Origin of the sequence: Geobacillus zalihae NBRC 101842 (assembly GCF_001544135.1) — a bacterium.
Classification (GTDB): domain Bacteria; phylum Bacillota; class Bacilli; order Bacillales; family Anoxybacillaceae; genus Geobacillus; species Geobacillus zalihae.
The window spans coordinates 22787-42910 of record NZ_BCPV01000007.1 but is presented as its reverse complement, the minus strand read 5'-3'; the positions used below and the strand labels follow the sequence as shown (position 1 = coordinate 42910).

Genomic DNA, 20124 nt, shown 5'->3' with positions numbered 1-20124 from the left:
GTTGTTCTCTTCGGATTTCCTGTTGTTCTTTTCGGATTTCTTGTTGTTCTGCTTCCAGCCGTTTGTGGCTTTCGACGAGGAGGTGCAGCGTGTTCTCGATATGACCAAGGCGGTTGAACAACTGCAAGAGGATCTCTTCGCTCATGGTTGGCCCCTCTTTCATTCTAATTTCCTTCATTATAGCACATATGTTCTTGTCGGACAAGCACGAATGGTGTATATAGGAAAGCGTACAAACATATGATACAATGAATAAACAAACTGACAAGTCCCAGTGCGGATGTCGGCTAGTATGTTTTTAGAAAGGGATCGATGTATGCTTTACGTTTCTCCTGCCAAAATCGCAAGCTATTTTTATCACGAGTGCGAGCGGAATTTTTATTTTCAGTCGTTGGCGAAAGAACGGCGCAGCGAGCTCGATGTGCCGGAAGAGCTGTTTGAGCAGCCTGCGGTTCATGAGAGCGTGCTGCGCCGAGGGGTTGAGTGGGAAGAGGAAGTGATTACGACCTATTTGGCCGGCCAAGTGCAGATGGGGAAGCGAGAGCCTGGCGCACCGATTTCCCACTGCTATTTGGATGGAGAGGAGACGATCCGCGAGCTGAAGCAGCCGAGCAAGCGCTATTTGTACCAGCCGACATTGATCGCGCCGCCGCGCTTTTACAAACAGTACGGGTTGGATCCAGAGGCGATCCGGTTTGCGGCGTGCCGTCCGGATTTGATTGAGTGCATTCCGGGCCAAAACGGCTTTGTGTTCCGCATCATCGACATCAAATCATCGGACGTGTTGAAGCTTTCCCACCGCGTGCAAACGGCGCTGTACGCGTTGATGTTATCCTCGGTGTTAGAGGAGCACGGCGTTAAGGGCAGCGTCGATTTGCGCGAGGCGGGGATATGGACGTACAAAACCGAGCAGCCGCAAGCAGCCGATATCAGTCAGTTGCTTCCGTTTCTTGAACCCTTTTTGACCGACGAACTGCCGGCGCTGGCCGAAAAGCAACTTGATGAGCTGTTTTGGCACTTGGATTACCGCTGTGAATGGTGCCCGTTTTACGATTATTGTTTAGACAAAGCGCGGGAACAGTCGCATATTTCCCTCGTTCCGTACTTATCGAGCCATGCGTCCCGCTTTATTCGCGAGCGGCAGCTGTCTGAGACGATCGACGAGTTTCGCCAACTTCTTGGGTGTAAAGAAACGAGACACGTTCTGAAACAAAACGCTGGATTGGCGCGCCAACTTCGGCGGCTTGAAGCGCAGCTTGAGGCGATTGCGGAGGAAAAAGTCGTTCCGTATGACCGGGCGGTGACGCATATGCCGATATGGGAAGACATCCGTCTGATTCTCACCGCGCAACGCGATCCGTTGACGGGCAAGATCGCGGCGGCATCGCTGTACCGTGTTGGTGGAACAGATGTGTTTGGAACAGGGTCGGAAATGCATCATGTTATCGCCGGTTCGTTTGAGGAATGCGACGCGGTCGGCCGAAAGTTTGCCGATGCGCTGGATCGCCTGCTTCAGACGGTGCACGATTACAACCGAGCGCGAGAGTGGCGGGCGCAAAAGTCCGTGCAGGCGTATGTCGCCGACAACTATGAATGGGACAATGTGCAGCAGCTGCTTCAAGCGCTTTTGTTGGATCCAGACTATAACGAAAAAGCTGTTCGGCTGCTGTCGTATTTTCATAGCAGCTCACTAGCAAGTGCCAGCGACCACCCAAGCGAAATGGTTCCGCTTCCTGTCGTTGTGCTGACAACGGCTGTGAGCCAGCTGTTCGCCTTGCCGGCGCATGTCGCGTACCGTCTTGAAGACTTGTCGCGATATATTGCGGCCTACCATGATTCGCCGTTTCTGTACTCGGCGAGTGAGCGTTTTTCATTTCGTTTGACAAACGCCATGAAACTGGATGTGCTGCACGACGCCTGGCAAACGGGGGACGAGGAAAAACGAAAAGCGGTTGAGAAGGAGCTGAGCCGCCGCCTTTGGGCCGCTCACAGCATCATTCAAGGAATCCGTGCGTGGGCCGAGAGCGTCCATCCTTCGCCGCTTATGGTCTGGCCGGAAAAATTTGCGTTTCCTCATTCGGCTGATTACCGTGATCCGCTTGTGTCCAAGCTGGCGTTTATGGCGCGCTATGAGGCGCTATTAAACTACTTGGATATTCGCCAAAAGCGCCTGCTTCCGCTTTCGGAGCGGCTTGAGAACGGAGTGACGCTTCATGTCACGTACCTTGGCGGCGATCGGTTCCGATTGAACAACCGCCAGGCGCTTGAAGCGATCGACCAGAAGGCGAGCTGGCTTTTGACGGAGTGCAATGAGGAAGGGGAAAAGGCGCAACAGACGTTTCCTGATCATAAGTACGCCAGTGAATGGAAGACGCCCCAACGGGTCAATTTGTACTTTACCCGCATTCGCGCCATCGAAGATAATGGCAAGACAGCTGAACTCGAGCTCGAGTTGCCCAAATGGCTCGACCGGTTCCCGCTTGTGGAAGGAGAGGAGTATTGGCTGTCGCTTCGGCATGCGGATTTTACCACCCCGCGCGTCTTGCAGGCGTTGCAACAGTTGGATAAGGACAATCATCGCATCTTGGACTTAGTTCGCGATCCGATTCGCTATCGGAAAACGTTTCGTCCCAACTGGGATGCAGAGGAAGTCAAGGCGCTTCTCCGCCGAAGCGGGTTGACAAAAAGCCAGCGCCAGGCGTTTCTCCACTTTCTCCGCCATACGTTGACGCTCGTCTGGGGGCCGCCTGGCACCGGGAAAACGCATTTTATTGCCGTCGCTCTTCGGTTGCTGATGGAAATGTATGAAAAACGGGGGCGAAGGCTTGCCATTCTTGTTTCGGGCTTCACCCATGCGGCGATCGAAAACGTTCTGCGCAAAATTCAGGAGCTTGCGCCGCGGCGCAGCGTCCATATCGCGAAACTTGGCGAGATTCAGACGGAAAACGCCAAAGGAATCGCCGAGGTGGCAGACCGTGACCTTCTCGGATGGTTTGGCAGCGGCGGCCATCGGGTGCTTGGCGCCACGCTGTACGGCATTCAAAGAGCGTATGAAAAAGGCTGTCTAGAAGAGTTTGACGTCGTCATTCTGGATGAGGCGTCGCAAATCCGCGTGGCCGATTCACTGTTGGCGCTGCGCCATGTCAAAAAAGCAGGCAGGCTGCTTATCGTCGGCGACCATTTCCAGCTGCCGCCAATCATTCAAGGGACGTATGCGGCCGCGGAAGGGGAACCGCACCTGTTCGACTCGATTTTCCGCCTGCTGTTTGACGCGGATGTGGAGAAGCGGTATACCCGCCAACTGACGGACAATTTCCGCATGAACGAGGCGCTTTGCCGCTACCCGGCCGAGCGGATTTACAGCTCCCAGTATACCGCGTTCACCCGCCAGATTGCCGAACAAACGTTGGCGCTCGCCGATGCCCCAACTGCCGATGAATGGGTGGAAGCAGCGATCGACCCTGACTATCCGCTTGTCGTCTGCACGTATGACGGCGTGTACGGTGCCCAAGAAAACGAGGCGGAAGCGCGCTGGGTGGCGAGCATCGCGAAGGTGTTGCGGGAACGGCTTCTCGACAGCGAGGAAAAACGGTACGATGACTCATCAGAAGGCGACCAAGCGTTTTGGCGCCGCGGGCTGTTTATCATCTCGCCGCATCGGGCGCAAATCCGCGCCATTCGCCGTGAGCTTGAACACCAAGGACTGCGTCCGCCGTTTTTCGTCGATACGGTTGATAAAATGCAAGGGCAAGAAGCGGATACGGCGATCATCAGCTACGGCGTCGCCGATCCGGAACTGGCTGTGATGGAAGGGGAGTTCATCTACAGTTTGAACCGCCTCAACGTGTCGCTCACGCGGGCGCGGAAAAAGGCGATCCTCTTCCTCTCGCGCCAACTGATGTCGCCGCCGCTTCAGGTGATCGGCAACGAGGAATACCGTGAAGGAGTCAACTTTATGGTTGGGCTTGAGCAGTACGCTTTACGTCATGGGGAAGCGCAAACGTTTATGGTCGACGGTGTTGCGCTGCAAATGTACCGAGTCAGTCGTCCGAAGATGGAAAACATGGACACTCTATGAAGCTGCTGAGTTTGACAGGAAAAAAGGATGAATCAAGGCGCTGTTCAACTTGAGAAATTCTTTGATGCATCCGAGAATCCCCCATTTTCTTACTCAAAAACCGCATAAGCAGTCACCATCCGCCATGCCGCCTTCTCCGTTTGTTGGCTCGTTTTGTTTTCTGTGCCGGAGGAGGGAGGGCATGGCGATTTTTTTGGACGGCCAAGTCATCTATATAATTGTTATTTTGTTACATATTGCCGATAGGTCGTAACGCCTGTAAAATGATTTTGTAAGAATCGGAGAGAAGAACGCTTTTTGCCATTCCAGTGAATAATCAGATGAACAGCGAAGGGGACGAATGGAACGGATTGGATTTTTCTTAGCAACAGATGACTTTACACAATAGAAAGCGCGGGTGAGGGACGTTGTATACCGTTTTTGAGACGTTGTTTTCCTTGATTAACAAAATCGGAAATGAAGGTTTTACTGATTTGTTTCTTTATTTTCAGTTTAGTTTGTTTTTGGTGATGGCTGTTTGGCAGTTTGTCCGCATTCATAGGGAGATTGCGGTGATGAACCAGTTGAAGCCAAAGCTTTTGGAATTAAACCGTCCTTTAGATGGAAGCGTCTACGAGATTGATCAGGCCATTCACAATCTTTTTGCCCAAGTGAAAAAGTCGAAATATAAAGAACTTTGGGAGCGGTATTATAATCGCGTGTCGCAGAAAAATGAGGATGAGCGTATTAATGTAGAGCCGTTTTTTGGATTTGATGTGATGTACCATCATATGGGCTACCGAACATTGATGGACATGGGGGCGGGCATTCACGTCAGTCTCGGTGTTCTTGGCACTTTCGTTGGTCTCTCGGTAGGATTGGCTCAATTGCATGTCAGTGATACAGAAATGTTGCGGTCTGGAATTGATAGTTTAATAAATGGGATGAAAGTCGCCTTTTACACTTCTGTATGGGGCGTGTTGCTTTCTTTAATATGGACGATGTTCGACCGATGGATCAGTGGCGTGCTTGAGCGCAATATCGACTGGCATTCCGAGCGGCTTGACTTTTTGCTTAGCACCGATGATGAGGAGCTGTTTCTTAACCGTTTAGAAAAGTTATCACGTCATCAGGCTGACCATCTGAAGACGCTGCTGACTGATGCGCTTGAAAGGGCGATGCAGCCGATCGCTCTATCGCTTCAGCAGTCGCACGGCAGCCTGCAGCAAGCGTTCGGTCAGCTTCATGACCAGTTCGCCCAGCTGCATGAAGGGATGGAGACGCAGGCGAAGCTGCTTGAGTCGCAAATTGAGTTGACAAAAAGTACAAGCGCCGATGTGACGAGTCGGCTTGTTGATGAGATTACAGGCGGGACACAACAGTCAATTGGAAAGTTTAGCGAGTTTGTCCAACAATCGCAAGTGCTTCACTCAGAAATGATGAAAACGATTGAGTCATTCACAAGCCGTTTTGCTTATACGGAAGAGCGACAGGCGATGACGCTTGAGCGGACGGAAAAAATGTTTGCGCAATTTGAGAAAATGGCTGCAGAACTTGAATTAATGAAGGAAAGTTATCAAAAAACGGCGGGGATGATGAACGGATTAGGAGAAACATTTTACCAGTTGCAGCAGCTGACAAAAGACCAGCTTCCAGTTCAGCAAGAAGTGATGCGGAGCAACCAGCTGTTGGCTCAGAAGTATGATCATTTGGCAGAACAGTTCACCCGATTTAATGCGGAAGTGGAAACACAGTACAGCCAGCTGCTTGAGCGGCTTGTCCATGCATCGTCCTCACTTTCCGGCTCGTTTCAAACGATGGCGAACAAGTTTGAGGAGTCTCTCCGCATTCAAAAAGAATCGCTGCATGATTCGCAGCAGCTGCTCGGCGATGTCCAGTCGGCTGTGGCTGCGCTGTCCCCGCTCGTTTCCGAATTGCGCGAAACGTTCAATCGCGTTCGCGAGCTGAAGGAGCAGCTGCTTAAAATGCAGGAAGCGCAAAAACAGCTTCTTCCAGAGCTTGTGCAGCTGCGCACGCAAACAAATGAAACGGTGGAGGAAGCATTACAAACAACGAAAGTGTACATGCATGAGATGACAGAGCAAATCGCGACGCTGCAGCAAAACTGGGCGATGACGAAAGAACAGTTGGCGAAGATTACAGAAGCCCTTCATCTTTCAATGAAAGATTTTGCGGAGAACATTGACAGCGGTCTAAGCAAAACGTATCAACACTTTGATGAGACGTTGACAAAAGCCGTTCAGGAAGTGAGCGGGCTCGTTTATCAGTTCAGTGAGGTTCAGAACGATTTCATTGAGAATATGGAAGACTTAGTCGATCATCTGGATAAATGGAAAGCAGGGGCTTCAACATGAAATATCGGAGACGGACGGAAGTTAATTATTGGATGTCCTATGCGGATTTAATGAGCGCCATGTTGATGGTGTTTGCCTTGTTGTTGATGTTTGTCATCCTTGACTACCGTGAATTGTTAGAAGAGAAAGAAAAACAAATTGAAGAGGTTGTCAGCGTCAAAACGGAGATCATTCGGGCTTTAACAGAAGCGTTTAAAAAGTCGAATATGGCCATTGAGGTCGATCAGCAAACAGGAGCCATCCGCTTTCCCGGCAGCATTTTGTTTGAATCGAACTCGGCGGAAATTTCTCCGGAGGGGAAGGCGTTTTTGCAACAATTTATTCCTAAGTATATGGGGATTTTATTGCAGGATCGGTTTAAAGATGAAATTTCAAGTATCATTATCGAAGGACATACCGACCGAAATGGGACGTACATGTACAACATGTCTTTGTCACAGCGACGGGCATACGCCGTTTTAGAGTATATTTATAGTAAAGAGTTTCCTAATTTTAAAGAGCGGGAGCTGTCGAAAAAGTACATTACTGCAAATGGCCGGAGCTTCAGCAATCCGCTGACGGATGAAAACGGCAAGTATGATCCTGACCGATCACGCCGGGTTGAATTTTTATTCCGTCTTAAGGACGATGAAGCAATTAAAGCCATTGAAAAGTTGGTGAACGAATGAAGTATGAGTATGAACCGGTATTGCTGAAACGATGGCTACGCGAAGTGCGTCCGCCTCTTTTGGAGAAAACAATGGAAAACAGCAATGAGAAATATCGGGGGCTGCTCGAACGGCTGTCCGACCAGTTTGCGGGGCTAGTCGATGCACCGTCTTCGGCATTCGAACAATGGGTCAAACAGTTGTCGAGGCGGGAAAAGCTTCTTTTGCCAAACTTATATAAAAAAGAGCTTCCGGAAGAGATGAAAAAAGCGATGATTGATGTGATCCAGCAACACGTTCGTCATGAGCGCCGCCTTTTTCGTGTGTTGGTCGATGTGGTGTATGAAACATGTGATTTGGATGAAATTTGGAAGCTTTTACGCTATGCTTATGCCTCTCATATCGAAAAAATTGAAAAAAGAATGGAAAAAGAAAAGAGCGAAAAATGGCGGCGTTATTTGTCAAGCAAAGACCCGATTGTATATTTGGCGACGACGGCGTATGAAAGCGAGAAAGGCATTTTAGAGGAATTGGAGACGTTTTATTTAACGAAAAATTTCCCGTTGTTTAAACTCGTGCTGATGGAAATTTTCCAGCTGGCCGATGAATCGTTTTTTCTCAAAGAACAAGAGTTGTACCGGGATATGTTTGTTTCTTCGACAAATGAGCAGCAACAAAAAATGGCGAACGCATTGATCAAAAAGTGCAAACTGAATCACGTCAAGCCGCTCGGAAGATTGATATTTGAAAAGTTGCAAACGTATCACAGAAAACCAATGCTATGGAGATATGTCGGGGAAGAGGAAAAGCAGCGGTTTGCTCAGTGGATTATGAGGTTGGAATTGAAAGACTTTTTTGGCGGCGTGAATAAAAACCATGAACGGTTTCAATATTGGGAAAAGTTTATTCCAAAGCTAGAGGATGTCGTTGTGACGGATGAACGCACGACGTTGATTATGTATTTTCATGACGTTGTCATTATGGAAGTGCTCGGAACTGGGGCGGTTTATATTTACCGCGCCGACGTATTCCGGCGCCATTTTCAGCCCAAAATCGACCGGATGCTCGCCGAACGCGAGCAGTTTGCCAACAAGGCGTGGCGAAAAGTGCGGGAAGTGAAACGAACCGAGCTGATGGATAGAGATTTGACAATTCCAGGCGGCTGGCTGCGCCATAACGGTGGGTGGCAATGGAAATTTGATGAATGGCTTCGCCGCGAACTCGGCTGGGAGGTAAGAAGGGATGTTCTTCTTCAAAAAGAAACGGAAAATGATGAAGGCAGTTTTGACGCCGAATGAGGATGGGATTCATTTTTCGTTTCAGTTGCATGACGGCAAAACCGTCGCCGAACTGAAGCTGCCTATGGCCAAAGAAGACATCGAAAAATATTACAAAGTGCAAGGATTTCAGCAGTATGTCGCTTGGGAGGAGCTTTACGACTCGGGCGTTCTTGTCGATTCGACTTTGCCGTATAGCGAGTATTATGAATTGCTGAAAGACGAAAGCGCCAAAGAAGTGCTCCAACATTTAGGGCTTCCCGTTGTTGAGGAGCAAGTGGGCGGAAAGCTCTCACTTCGTTCGTTGCCGCATGAAGCGGACTTAGTTTTGCAACTGTTTGATGCAGGCGGGCGCAACTTAGATCGGGTTGGGAAGCAGGCCGGGGCGATTTATGTGCTGCCAGACCGTCTCATGCTGCTCCCGGAACGCGTATATCGGCTGAAACAAGCGCTTTTGGGATCGTACGAATCAGGATATGAAAAAATCGGCATTTGCCAACAGCTGGCCAACGAAGCAGGAATTGAACTTGAACACTTTTTACAAAACGAAACGTATCACGTCGTTGATGCGTACGATATAGACGTTGCTGTGCACCGCCATGACCATATCGAGCTTGTCGTTAAAGGACGAAATGAGGAGGAAACCCGCCATCTTCAACGACTGCAACGGGTCAGCAGCATAAAAAAAGGCCATGGGCGCAGCCGTTTCGTCAGCACGGAGCAGGTTCATGCTGATATGATGCATTTGCAGCAAAAACGGCATATTACGGGAGAAGAAGTGCCGCTGTTTTTGGAAAATCCGGCGGCCGTCTTGCCTGAGCATGATTATTTATTTGATTTGGACCAGTTTTCAGAACGTGTCCGCGGCCTTATCCCGATTGAACGGGTTCGCCCTTTTTTTCATGAGCGGACCGGAATGCAATGGTTTGATGAGGAGAGCGGGCATACTGTTCCGTACGATGAGACGTTATTGCGCGAACTGATGGAAAAATATCCGGATCAGCAATATGTCGAATACAACGGCAAATGGATTTACCTAGATCCTTTATTGCGCCGGAAGCTGCTGCAGCTGCCGAAAGACGCCGATGAAGCGTTGAAGCGCCGGTATATTCTTGATATTAAAGATAACGAAGAACAACTTGAATACAAGATGGACAGCGCCCAAGGGGCACCATGCCGGCGCTATCCGGTTCCATCCGGGCTGCAAGCGGAGCTTTTTCCGCATCAAATCGAAGGCTTTGAGTGGCTCTGTCACTTGGCAGAGCAAGAAAGGGGCGGCCTGCTTGCCGATGATATGGGGCTTGGAAAAACAATTCAGGTCATTGCGTTTTTGTTGCATCAAAAAGCAAATGGGCGGTTGAAGCCGACGTTGATCGTCCTGCCGATAGCCCTGATTGAGAACTGGGTGGCGGAAATCGAAAAGTTTGCCCCAAGCTTGTTGGACGGTTTATATATTCATAAAGGAAGAGGACGGCTGGCTTCGTCGCAGCTCATTTCACAGTTTGATATCGTTTTGACAAGCTATGACACGCTCAAAATGGACCAGCTTCTGTTGGGGAAAATTGAATTTCAAGCGATTATTTGTGATGAGGCGCAAAACATTAAATCTCATACTAGCCAGCGCTCACGCGCCATTCGCGCCATGCAAGGACGTTTCCGTTTAGCGATGACCGGCACGCCGGTCGAAAATAGTTTAGACGAACTTTGGGCGATTATGGACTTTGTCCAGCCTGGTGCTTTAGGCTCTCTAAAAGAATTTCGCTTCCGCTATGCAGAAACGTCGGACTATGATGCGTTGCTTGTGGCCCTACAACCGTACTATTTGCGCCGCACGAAGCAACAAATTCTCGATGGCCGTTTGCCTAAAAAACACCTTGTTCCGCCGATTTATGTTGAAGCTTCACCCATACAGAAGGAAATTGCCCGGTCAATGTTGGCCACAAAAGAGATGGGTCAGGTCGCCATTTTGAATATGATTACGAGACTTCGTCAACTGTACGGCCATCCCGGTGCGGTCATTCCGAAATATGAACAGCTCTCTTATCAAGAAGTGCCGAAGCTGAAAGAAACGATGCATATCATTGAAACGATTCGGCAAAAGGGAGAGAAAGTGCTCATCTTTACTGAATTTCGCAAACTGCACTCTCTTTTAAAACGAATCTTTATGGAGACATACGGCATTTCTGTTCCAGTGATTGATGGCGATGCGAAAAATCGGCAATTGATTGTCCGGCGCTTTAACGAAATGCAAGGCTTTGGCATTATGATTTTATCCCCAAAAGCGGCCGGCGTCGGCTTGACGATCACAAGTGCCAACCATGTGATTCATTACACACGATGGTGGAATCCAGCGGTCGAAAATCAAGCAACTGACCGTGCATATCGCATCGGCCAGCAAAAGGACGTGTATGTCTACCATATTATTACGAGGGACAGTTCCCACTTTCCGCAGGGGACAGTAGAGGAATTGATGCATGAATTGCTTGAAAGCAAGCGCCATTTAGCCGAAAATGTCATTATTCCGTTTAATATGAGCGAGATCCAGCAAGCGGTCGCTGAGAAGGCGGTGGGGCGAAGACAGCTTGTGTAAAGAGCCGTTTTCGTGTCCGATCGGCGGATTCTCTTGTCTGACAAGGGAATCGCTCCGTATGAAACGTTCTACGCTCCGCTTCCGTTTGCAGGAGGCGGGGATATTTTTTAGCTAAGAGTTGTGGCAGGAAAACGGTTTGCCATGGCGAAATATTGGAAATACGATCTCTTTTTCGTGGACAAAAAACGTTGCGGACAAGATGGCGGAGGGGGAGGGAGGGCGTGCCATGGCAAACGTCGGTGGGAGAAGGAAACAGGTAGCGGATGCAAGGCTTGAAGCGGTAAAGAAGCTCTTTCCGGAAGCGGTGGTGGACGGGGACATCGATTGGGATCGGTTGCGGAAGGAACTCGGCTGTGGGGGCCGGGAAGAATCGTATGAGTTCACATGGCCAGGGAAGGCGGAGGCGAGGCGGCTCGCTGAGCTGCCTGCGTCCGGAGTATTGCGGCCGGATCAGGCAGCGAGCAAACAGTGGGAGACGACGAACAATTGGTATATTGAAGGGGATAACTTAGAGGCGTTAAAGCTGTTGCGAGCAACGCATGCAGGAACCATTCAAATGATTTACATCGACCCGCCGTACAATACCGGAAAAGTGCTCACGTACAAAGACAATTGGCGCAAGGGGAAAGCCGTTGTTCCTAGCGGAATCCAGGAAGAAGCGCGCGGCCATGTCGGCTGGCTTAACATGATGTACCCGCGCCTTTGGGTGGCGCGAGAGCTGTTGGCGGAGACAGGGGCGATGTTTATTTCCATTGATGATACAGAACAGGCGAATTTGAAAAAGATGTGCGATGAACTGTTTGGCGAGCGGAATTTTGTCGCCACGTTCATTTGGCAGCGGGCGTTTTCGCCTGTGAATATGAACAAGTTTGCCTCGCGCAACCATGACTTCATCCTCTGTTACGCGAAAAATATCGACCGTTTAGCTTGGTACGGCTTGCCGCGCCATCCGGAAGCGGACGGGCGGTATGCCAACCCAGACAATGACCCGCGGGGGCCGTGGACGTCAGGTGATTTGTCGGTCGGTCCGCCGATTCCGGAAAAGATTTATGAGATTGTGACGCCAAGCGGCCGGGTCGTCTCCCCGCCGAACGGGTATTGCTGGCGGGTGACGAAGGAGCGCTTCACCGAACTGGTGGAAGACAACCGCATTTGGTTTGGCAAAGACGGAAACGGGGTGCCGCGCCTGAAGCGGTTTTTAAGCGAAGTGAAGTCGACGGTGACGCCGCTTACGATTTGGACGCATGACGAGGTGTCCCATTCGCAGGAGGCGAAAAAGGAGCTGAAGGAGCTGTTCGACGGGCTGGCGGTGATGGATTACCCGAAGCCGGTGAAGCTCATTCAGCGCATGGTGGCGTTGACAACGAAGGACAATGACATCATCCTCGACTTTTTTTCCGGCTCGGCGACAACGGCCCATGCCGTCATGCAGCAAAACGCAGAAGACGGCGGCCGGCGGTCGTTTATAATGGTGCAGCTTCCCGAACGGCTTGCGGAAACGTCCGAGGCGTATCGGGTGGGGTTTCGGACGATTTGCGACATCGGCCGCGAGCGCATTCGCCGCGCGGGGGAGAAAATCGTTTATGAAACGGGGAAGACGGAGCTTGATATTGGCTTCCGCGTGTTTCGGTTCGAGAAGAAATCGAAGCAGCCCGCTCGCTAGGTGGACGGGCTGCTTTTCGATTCGGCTGATGAAAAGCGCTTTGGTAAAACAGGCGTTGCGTCTATGTCCGAGTCCCTGATGTCCGTCGTTTCAGGCGCTTTTTACAATGACGGCGCGGCCCAGCGGTGGTCGACAAAGACGTCGTACTCCGCGGCAATCGTTTCTTTGAGCTCCGCTAAAGACGGGATGCCGTCGGCGAACGTGTAGGTGTCAAGGCAAATGAGGGAGTATTCGTCGCCGGGATCAAATACGATGGTGACGACTTCTTCCGTTCCGGCGTCCACTTGCCGGACGGTGTCGCCGTCTTCCGGCTCAACGAGTACGTTTTGGTATGTTTCACGAATCACGTAGTAGCCTTCCCGCAATTGTTCAGTGAATAGATGTTCGATGTCCGTCAGTTCGTGGACGATCATGTTTAGGCCTCCTGATTTGTGAAATTATTCTCAATGTCAGTATACAACGAAATGACGGCAAAGGTAATAGGCGGCGACGGAAGTTTGGAAAGTTGTCATTTTTCTGTTCCGCCGCCGTTTGGGCGGGGCGGAACAGACAAAACAGACGCCCGTGCCGATGGACGCCTGTTCATGTGGTGAAAATCAATCTTTCGCTATTGTGGATGCCGCCGGCTCATAGGTTGGGTCGAGACGGCGCCTTGCAAAGGCGAAGTAGCAAACGATGACGACGGCGGTGATGAGCAACGTCAGCAGCAACTGAGACACCATCGAATCGATAAACAGCATTGAGGCGAGGATCACGAGCAATATGAGAATCGTAAAATAGGTCAAGTGGGGAAACAGCCACATTTTAATTTTTAACGAATCGCTGTTTTCGCGTTCGAGTTTTTTCCGCAGGCGGAGCTGCGAGACGGCGATGGCTAAATAGACGAGCAGCGCGATCGCGCCGGAAGAGTTGACGAGAAACAGAAACACTTTGTCCGGCGAGATGTAGTTCATGATGACGGCGATGTACGCAAACAACGTGCTAGCGATGACCGCCCGCACTGGAACACCGTTTTTGCTCAGCCGCAAAAATGACTTTGGCGCTTCTCCTTTCTCTGCGAGAGAGTAAAGCATGCGCGACGTTGTGTACAGTCCGGAATTGAGGCAGGACAACACGGCGGTCAATACGATAAAGTTCATGATTTGGGCGGCCGCAGGGACGCCGACGTGTTCGAGCACGGCGACAAACGGACTCTTCAACACGCTCGCTGAGTTCCAAGGGAGCAATGTGACGACAACGGCGATGGAGCCGATGTAAAACACTAAAATCCGCCATGTGACCGACTTAGTTGCCTTGGATACTGCTTCTTGCGGTTCGGCTGATTCTCCGGCGGCGATCGTGACGATTTCCGTTCCGAAGAAGGAGAAAATAACGATGACAATGCCAACAAGGATGGAACCGATGCCATGCGGCATCAATCCGCCGTGACCAGTCAAATTTTTTAAGCCGACCGGATCGCTGCCCGGTGCAAGGCCGAAAATGAAGGCCAAACCAAGAATAAGAAAAAGGACAATGCTTGCTACTTTGATGAACGCGAACCAGTATTCAAACTCCCCGTACGATTTAACCGACCAAATATTGGTGAGTGTCATCAATATAGTCAGGATAAGGCTTAGGAGCCATAACGGAATGGAAGGAAACCAATATTGGATGATGGCGGCTCCTGCGTTCGCTTCAATGGCGATGACGATCACCCAGAAAAACCAGTAAAGCCATCCGACCGTAAATCCTGCCCAAGGACCGATTGCTTCATGGGCGTAAGCAGCAAATGAACCACTTGTCGGACGAGCCGCGGCCATCTCCCCGAGCATCCGCATCACGAGAACGACTAAAGCACCCGCTAAGGCATAGGAAAACACAGCTCCCGGTCCTGTCGAATGGATAACAGCTCCACTTCCGACAAACAATCCGGCGCCGATGACCCCAGCGATGGCAATCATAGCCATATGGCGCTCTTTCAATCCTTTTTGCAGACCGGAATCATTCATCCCTATTCCCCCTCTCAAAAAGAGTTTAAATTTTTCAAATAATCTCACTACGCGATTGTTTTTAGTGTATATGGAAAAATTCACTCTACACATTAGACAAAATGCCAACTAAAAATGGAGTTTCATTGGACGATTTGTCAATAGGCGTCTCGGCTATAGAAGGAGTTTAGTTATAAAGTTTCGAATATTTGTGATAATAAAGACAAAGCAAAAGGGGGAGAGGCAAGAATGGAATGCAGCTTTCCTCTTACGGTCGCTGACGTTTTAAGGAGAAAATATTTTGAAAGAGCCGTTGTTGCCGCTGGAAAAGGCGGGTTGTCCAGAATCGTCAAGTGGGTGCATGTCGTCGAGGTGACGAAAATCAGCAATTTGTTACGGGGCAAAGAGTTGATTTTATCCACTGGAGTCGGATGGCGGGAAGATGCTTCGTTGTTTTTATCGCTGCTTCGGCAACTGATCGAATGCGATGCCTCCGGGTTGTGCATCGAACTAGGAACATATGCTTCTTCCATCCCTGATGAAGCGTTAAAACTGGCGGATCAGCACGATTTCCCGATCGTCTTTTTCCTTGAAGAAGTCCCGTTCGTTGAAATCACCCATGACATCCATACGCATTTGATCAACCAACAGTATCAAATGATTTCCCAGCTTGAATCGTATTCCCAAGAGTTAAACAAAAAGCTGTTGACCGTTCATGACCATCGGGAGATTTTAACGTGTTTGCATGATTGTTTAGGCCATCACGTGGCTTTTAAAATGCAGGGCGGGGATGTGGAGTACATTCCATGTCGGCCGAGGCAGAAACGCGAGGCCAGCATCTGTTCGGGGAACAGCGGATGGCCCGTAGATGCGGTCGTCAAGCCGATTTCTTTGTTCGGCGCCGAGTATGCGGAGCTGGCCCTTCTCCCTGACGGCCGCGATGTCAATGAGTTTGACCTTCTCATTTTGGATCGCACTGCGACTGCTTTGGCGCAACACTTATTGCGGAACCTTTATGCTGAGGAGAAACGGCGCACGGAGGAAAACGAGTGGCTGAAAGGATGGCTTGAAGGGGAATACTCAGACCAAGAGATTTCTTCCTTTTTATTGGATCATCATCCCTCTTTTGACAGCCGTCGGGGAGTTGTGTGGGTTTGCAAGGTGGAAAGGGCTCATCAAAAAGGAAATTTTGATTTGACATATTTCAAGCTTTTATGTCGTTCGCTATTTGAGCAGCGAGGATTTTTCGTGTTTTCTGTGGAGATAGGCCGGCAGCTGGCGTTTATCGCCCTTGATTGGCGGGGTGAGTCCACGTGGAAAAAGCGGGTCGAAGATGGAATTGAATCCATTAAGGCGTCAGATTTTGTACGGACGCGTCTTCCCTCCTTATCCATAGGCGTTGGAACGTTTGTCAACTCTCTTTCTGCCATGAATCAAAGCTATCGAGCCGCGCTGGAGGCGCTGAAAATTCGAAACCGGTTGAAGGATCAAACGGTCAGTCCATTTTACGAGGATTTGCATTTGTATCGGATGATCATGGTTCTAGATAAATATAGCAATCTGCGCGAAACGGCCTGTCAATATTTAGGGCCGATTATCGAGTACGACAGGAAGTACAATGGGAAGCTGCTAGAAACGCTCAAGGTGTACTTGCAGTGCAACGGCTCGAAACAAGAGACAGCGAAGCGGCTGTTTATTGTCCGGCAAACGTTGTATCACCGTATAGAGAAGCTGGAAAGTTTCCTTGGCCCCGATTTCATGGCGCCTGATAAACGGCTGGCCATTGAGCTGATGATCAAAGCGTACGACTGTTTGATGGATGCGGACGAGATTTCGTACAGACATCGGAATGTGCAGCGTTGGGCTGATTGAGGAGGATCGGACAAGACGACGGATTCGTGAAAAAGCTTTTCGCTTAAAAATATCCTACGGTCGCGGTTGGGAGTGAACGCAGTGGTCAAACTGTGGAGCAAATGTGTTCACCGTTTTTACACTCTGTCTAATGAACAGCATGGTGAATTGAGCGATAATGGCTATAACATGAAACGATTCTAAATAGAGGGGAGTCAAGCGGCGATGAAAACGGAACAACCCCACCAACTGTGGCTCGAAAAAGACGACCGATATATCTGGCATTCGATGAAGCCGTATAACCCACAAGCAACGCTGATTGCGGCCGAAGCGAAAGGCTGCTGGGTGACGGATGCAGCTGGCCATCAGTATTTGGATGCGATGGCCGGGCTCTGGTGCGTCAACGTCGGCTACGGGCGCGAGGAACTCGCCGAAGCGGCGTATGAGCAGCTGAAGACGCTGGCGTATTTCCCGTTGACGCAAAGCCACTTGTCGGCGATTCAGCTCGGGGAAAAGCTCAACGAACTGTTAGGCGATGAGTATGTGATTTTCTTTTCCAACAGCGGGTCGGAAGCGAACGAAACGGCGTTTAAAATCGCCCGCCAATACCATCAGCAACGCGGGGAGCATCATCGGTACAAAATCATTTCCCGCTACCGGGCGTACCACGGCAACTCGATGGGGGCGCTCTCAGCCACCGGGCAGGCGCAGCGGAAATACAAATACGAGCCGCTCGCCCCAGGTTTCATCCACGTGCCGCCGCCGGATGTCTACCGCGACCCGGATGCGGCGGACGATCCGCGTCGACTGCGGGCGGTAAAGGCCATTGATGATGTCATGACGTGGGAGTTGAGCGAAACGATTGCGGCCGTCATTATGGAGCCGATCATCACCGGGGGCGGTGTGCTCATTCCTCCGGACGGGTATATGAAAGCGGTCAAAGAAGTGTGTGAAAAACACGGGGCTTTGCTTATTGTCGATGAAGTCATCTGCGGCTTCGGCCGGACGGGAAAAGCGTTCGGATTTCAACACTACGGCGTCAAGCCGGACATTATCACGATGGCGAAAGGCATTACGAGCGCGTATTTGCCGCTGGCGGCAACGGCGGTTCGGAAAGAGATTTACGAGGCGTTCAAAGGAACAGGCGAATACGACTATTTCCGCCATGTCAATACGTTTGGGGGCCATCCGGCTGCTTGTGCGGTGGCGCTGAAAAACATCAAGATTATGGAGGAGGAGCGTCTGTTTGACCGTTCGCGTGAAGCGGGCGAATGGCTGCTTTCGGCACTGAAAACGAAACTGGCCGACCATCCGTACGTCGGGGATGTGCGCGGCAAAGGGCTGCTTGTCGGCATTGAATTGGTCGCCGACCGAGCGACGAAAGAGCCTCTTGATGTGTCGCTTGTCAATCAAGTGATCCATCGATGCAAAGAAAACGGCCTCATCATCGGCAAAAACGGAACGACAGTCGCCGGATACAACAACGTACTCACGCTGTCGCCGCCGCTTTGCATCACGGATGATGAACTTTCGTTTGTGGTGCGTGTCTTGACCGGGGCGCTAGCGGCCATTCAATAAGAAGAACGACAAACGTCAGCCGGATCGACAGGCTGGCGTTTTGTTTGCTTTTGCACGGCCATTCGGAAACACATAGAAGCAGGCGGTTATTGCGAGGGCTGAACGTTCTTTTGCTTATGCGATGGTGCTTCGGGATGGGAGATTCTTAGGAGCACCTGCCCGATCATCGATTTCTGTGTGTTTGACACAAGACTGATGATGAGTATGTCATGCTGAACAAGGGCTGTTTTAACCCCATTCCAATACATGCGCTAATGGAATCGCTAAGTCTTTAAATTGTGCGGAATGCAATGTGTCCTGTTGCCCGTATGTGGCATGCCGTTGATAGGCTCCTTCGTGCAAATGGTATACATGAATCATTTTGTTAGCCGTATCGACGATCCAATATTCTGCAATGCCATAGTGTTGGTACGTGTAAAATTTTTCGTTGTAATCTTTTAAAGCGGTTGAAGGTGACAAAACTTCAACAACTAGCGCAGGCGCCCCGTAACATCCTTTTTGGACAATCTGTTTTTTATTGCAAATCACGGCAATATCGGGTTGGACAATGTCATCAGGGGTTTCATACGTTTCATTTTTGCTAAGGAATACATCAAACGGCGCCATAAAGACGTAACAATGTTGGTTTTGGAAAAAATGGCGCAAAGCAAAATACAATTCTCCGACGGCAAATTGATGTTCCGAAGATGGAGCAGGTGTCATATTATAGGCTTTTCCATTTATCAGTTCCCAGCGGCCTTCCCATGTTTTCCAGTCAGCGTACGTGTAAATTTTGTTCAAGTCAGGGGTATTGCCCACTGTTTCACCTTCTTTCATCTTAAAGATATGTTTGTTTACAGTTTAACATAAAGAAGTCAAGGAAGTGTAGGAAGGACTTTCATGAGACATTTATTCATCACCCGCCTACGCTGACAACCGGAAGCGAGGGTTTTCTTGGTTCAGAAAGGAATCTGGCGTTTGGTTGTCGAATGACATGAGTGAAAAATGTATGGGAAAGGGAGAGAATGATGTCCGTATTTCAAGCGTTCGTTGTCAACAAAACCGAAACAGAATTTACTGCCGGCGTGCAGACGATATCCATGGATGATTTGCCGGAAGGAGACGTCGTTGTCCGCGTCCATTATTCAAGCGTCAACTACAAAGATGGATTGGCGTCCATTCCGGACGGCAAAATTGTGAAAACGTATCCATTTGTGCCGGGAATTGATTTGGCCGGGGTGGTTGTTTCGTCGCACCATCCGCGTTTCCGCGAAGGGGATGAGGTGATTGCGACTGGCTATGAAATCGGCGTGACGCATTTCGGAGGCTACAGCGAGTACGCCCGGCTGCATGGCGATTGGCTCGTGCCGCTGCCGAAAGGGTTGACGTTGAAAGAAGCGATGGCGATTGGGACGGCTGGGTTTACAGCGGCGCTGTCCATTCACCGTCTTGAGGAGCAGGGGCTGACGCCGGAACGCGGACCGGTGCTCGTCACGGGGGCGACGGGCGGCGTCGGCAGCTTGGCCGTGTCGATGCTTGCGAAGCGCGGCTATACGGTGGAAGCAAGCACAGGAAAAGCGGCGGAGCACGATTATTTGCGTGCTCTCGGCGCCAAGGAAGTGTTGACGCGCGAAGACGTCACGGCTGAACGCATTCGTCCGCTTGATCAGCAGCGCTGGGCGGCGGCGGTCGACCCGGTCGGCGGTCGGACGCTGGCCACGGTGTTAAGCCGCATCCGCTACGGCGGAGCGGTGGCAGTGAGCGGGTTGACAGGCGGCGTCGAGGTGCCGACAACCGTCCATCCGTTCATTTTGCGCGGCATCAGTTTGCTTGGCATCGACTCCGTCTATTGCCCGATGGAGCTGCGCCTCCGCATTTGGGAGCGGCTCGCTGGCGACTTAAAGCCGGATTTGGAGCGGATTGTTCAAGAAATTTCGCTCGCTGAATTGCCGCAAGCGCTTGAGCGCATTTTGCGCGGCGAGCTGCGCGGCCGGACGGTCGTGCGGTTAGGATGACGTTCGGACGCAATCTAACTGAAGCAGCGTCCGAATTTGGTGCTCTCCACATCTTCTTTTTGAATGATCCTTGATGAGTGAAGGCGCCGGAAAGGGGAAGTGTGCAGAAGAAGAAAGGAAAGACG

Annotated in this window: 12 protein-coding genes and 1 pseudogene; 9 read left to right on the top strand and 4 right to left on the bottom strand. The window is 50.6% G+C overall.

Going from position 1 to position 20124, the window contains the following annotated elements; genetic code table 11:
• Nucleotides 1-145: pseudogene (locus GZ1_RS19535) on the bottom strand (coiled-coil domain-containing protein); the annotation flags it as partial.
• 171 nt (nucleotides 146-316) lie between these two features.
• On the opposite strand from GZ1_RS19535, the gene GZ1_RS04300 reads away from it, so the two are divergent.
• From GZ1_RS04300 to GZ1_RS04275, 6 genes are all read left to right on the top strand, one after another.
• Nucleotides 317-4078: a bifunctional RecB family nuclease/DEAD/DEAH box helicase gene (locus GZ1_RS04300; protein WP_060787963.1), complete on the top strand. Its 3762-nt coding sequence runs from the start codon at nucleotides 317-319 to the stop codon at nucleotides 4076-4078.
• 407 nt (nucleotides 4079-4485) lie between these two features.
• A complete protein-coding gene (locus tag GZ1_RS04295; protein ID WP_020755521.1) occupies nucleotides 4486-6432 on the top strand; it encodes a MotA/TolQ/ExbB proton channel family protein in 1947 nt (648 codons plus the stop codon).
• A complete protein-coding gene (locus GZ1_RS04290) occupies nucleotides 6429-7100 on the top strand; it encodes an OmpA/MotB family protein (protein WP_033005917.1) in 672 nt (223 codons plus the stop codon). The genes GZ1_RS04295 and GZ1_RS04290 overlap by 4 nt, the downstream gene beginning before the upstream one ends.
• Complete coding sequence (locus tag GZ1_RS04285) at nucleotides 7097-8377, top strand: hypothetical protein (protein ID WP_020755523.1); 1281 nt, start codon at nucleotides 7097-7099, stop codon at nucleotides 8375-8377. The genes GZ1_RS04290 and GZ1_RS04285 overlap by 4 nt, the downstream gene beginning before the upstream one ends.
• The gene (locus tag GZ1_RS04280) at nucleotides 8322-10946 is read left to right on the top strand and encodes a DEAD/DEAH box helicase (RefSeq protein WP_060787962.1); all 2625 of its coding nucleotides are present in this window, start codon (nucleotides 8322-8324) and stop codon (nucleotides 10944-10946) included. Before GZ1_RS04285 ends, GZ1_RS04280 begins: the two co-directional genes overlap by 56 nt.
• A gap of 226 nt (nucleotides 10947-11172) precedes the next feature.
• Nucleotides 11173-12609 carry a site-specific DNA-methyltransferase gene (locus GZ1_RS04275; RefSeq protein ID WP_060787961.1) on the top strand — a complete coding sequence of 479 codons (1437 nt, stop codon included), beginning with the start codon at nucleotides 11173-11175 and terminating at the stop codon, nucleotides 12607-12609.
• Nucleotides 12610-12710: 101 nt separating this feature from the next.
• On the opposite strand, the gene GZ1_RS04270 is transcribed toward GZ1_RS04275, so the two are convergent.
• Nucleotides 12711-13022, bottom strand: coding sequence for a hypothetical protein (locus tag GZ1_RS04270; protein ID WP_020755528.1), 312 nt, complete (start codon nucleotides 13020-13022; stop codon nucleotides 12711-12713).
• Nucleotides 13023-13205: 183 nt separating this feature from the next.
• Nucleotides 13206-14597 (bottom strand): GABA permease, encoded by a 1392-nt coding sequence (gene gabP / locus GZ1_RS04265; protein WP_033005920.1) that lies wholly within the window; start codon nucleotides 14595-14597, stop codon nucleotides 13206-13208.
• A 228-nt stretch (nucleotides 14598-14825) separates the two neighbouring features.
• On the opposite strand from gabP, the gene GZ1_RS04260 reads away from it, so the two are divergent.
• On the top strand, nucleotides 14826-16448 hold the full coding sequence (locus tag GZ1_RS04260) for a PucR family transcriptional regulator (RefSeq protein WP_060787960.1): 1623 nt from the start codon (nucleotides 14826-14828) through the stop codon (nucleotides 16446-16448).
• 204 nt (nucleotides 16449-16652) lie between these two features.
• The gene (locus GZ1_RS04255) at nucleotides 16653-18005 is read left to right on the top strand and encodes an aspartate aminotransferase family protein (RefSeq protein ID WP_060787959.1); all 1353 of its coding nucleotides are present in this window, start codon (nucleotides 16653-16655) and stop codon (nucleotides 18003-18005) included.
• A 228-nt stretch (nucleotides 18006-18233) separates the two neighbouring features.
• On the opposite strand, the gene GZ1_RS04250 is transcribed toward GZ1_RS04255, so the two are convergent.
• The gene (locus GZ1_RS04250; RefSeq protein WP_060787958.1) at nucleotides 18234-18821 is read right to left on the bottom strand and encodes a Uma2 family endonuclease; all 588 of its coding nucleotides are present in this window, start codon (nucleotides 18819-18821) and stop codon (nucleotides 18234-18236) included.
• Nucleotides 18822-19012: 191 nt separating this feature from the next.
• Here GZ1_RS04250 and GZ1_RS04245 point away from each other — a divergent pair, with 191 nt between their 5' ends.
• The gene (locus GZ1_RS04245) at nucleotides 19013-19999 is read left to right on the top strand and encodes an NADPH:quinone oxidoreductase family protein (protein WP_060787957.1); all 987 of its coding nucleotides are present in this window, start codon (nucleotides 19013-19015) and stop codon (nucleotides 19997-19999) included.
• Nucleotides 20000-20124: the final 125 nt, after the last annotated feature.

Excerpts from the sequence above, each read along its gene's own strand:
- GZ1_RS04300 (WP_060787963.1), top strand. The coding sequence starts at position 317 with ATGCTTTACGTTTCTCCTGCCAAAATCGCAAGCTATTTTTATCACGAG.
- GZ1_RS04290 (WP_033005917.1), top strand. The coding sequence starts at position 6,429 with ATGAAATATCGGAGACGGACGGAAGTTAATTATTGGATGTCCTATGCG.
- GZ1_RS04285 (WP_020755523.1), top strand. The coding sequence starts at position 7,097 with ATGAAGTATGAGTATGAACCGGTATTGCTGAAACGATGGCTACGCGAA.
- GZ1_RS04280 (WP_060787962.1), top strand. The coding sequence starts at position 8,322 with ATGTTCTTCTTCAAAAAGAAACGGAAAATGATGAAGGCAGTTTTGACG.
- GZ1_RS04275 (WP_060787961.1), top strand. The coding sequence starts at position 11,173 with ATGGCAAACGTCGGTGGGAGAAGGAAACAGGTAGCGGATGCAAGGCTT.
- GZ1_RS04270 (WP_020755528.1), bottom strand. The coding sequence starts at position 13,022 with ATGATCGTCCACGAACTGACGGACATCGAACATCTATTCACTGAACAA.
- gabP (WP_033005920.1), bottom strand. The coding sequence starts at position 14,597 with ATGAATGATTCCGGTCTGCAAAAAGGATTGAAAGAGCGCCATATGGCT.
- GZ1_RS04260 (WP_060787960.1), top strand. The coding sequence starts at position 14,826 with ATGGAATGCAGCTTTCCTCTTACGGTCGCTGACGTTTTAAGGAGAAAA.
- GZ1_RS04255 (WP_060787959.1), top strand. The coding sequence starts at position 16,653 with ATGAAAACGGAACAACCCCACCAACTGTGGCTCGAAAAAGACGACCGA.
- GZ1_RS04250 (WP_060787958.1), bottom strand. The coding sequence starts at position 18,821 with ATGAAAGAAGGTGAAACAGTGGGCAATACCCCTGACTTGAACAAAATT.
- GZ1_RS04245 (WP_060787957.1), top strand. The coding sequence starts at position 19,013 with ATGTCCGTATTTCAAGCGTTCGTTGTCAACAAAACCGAAACAGAATTT.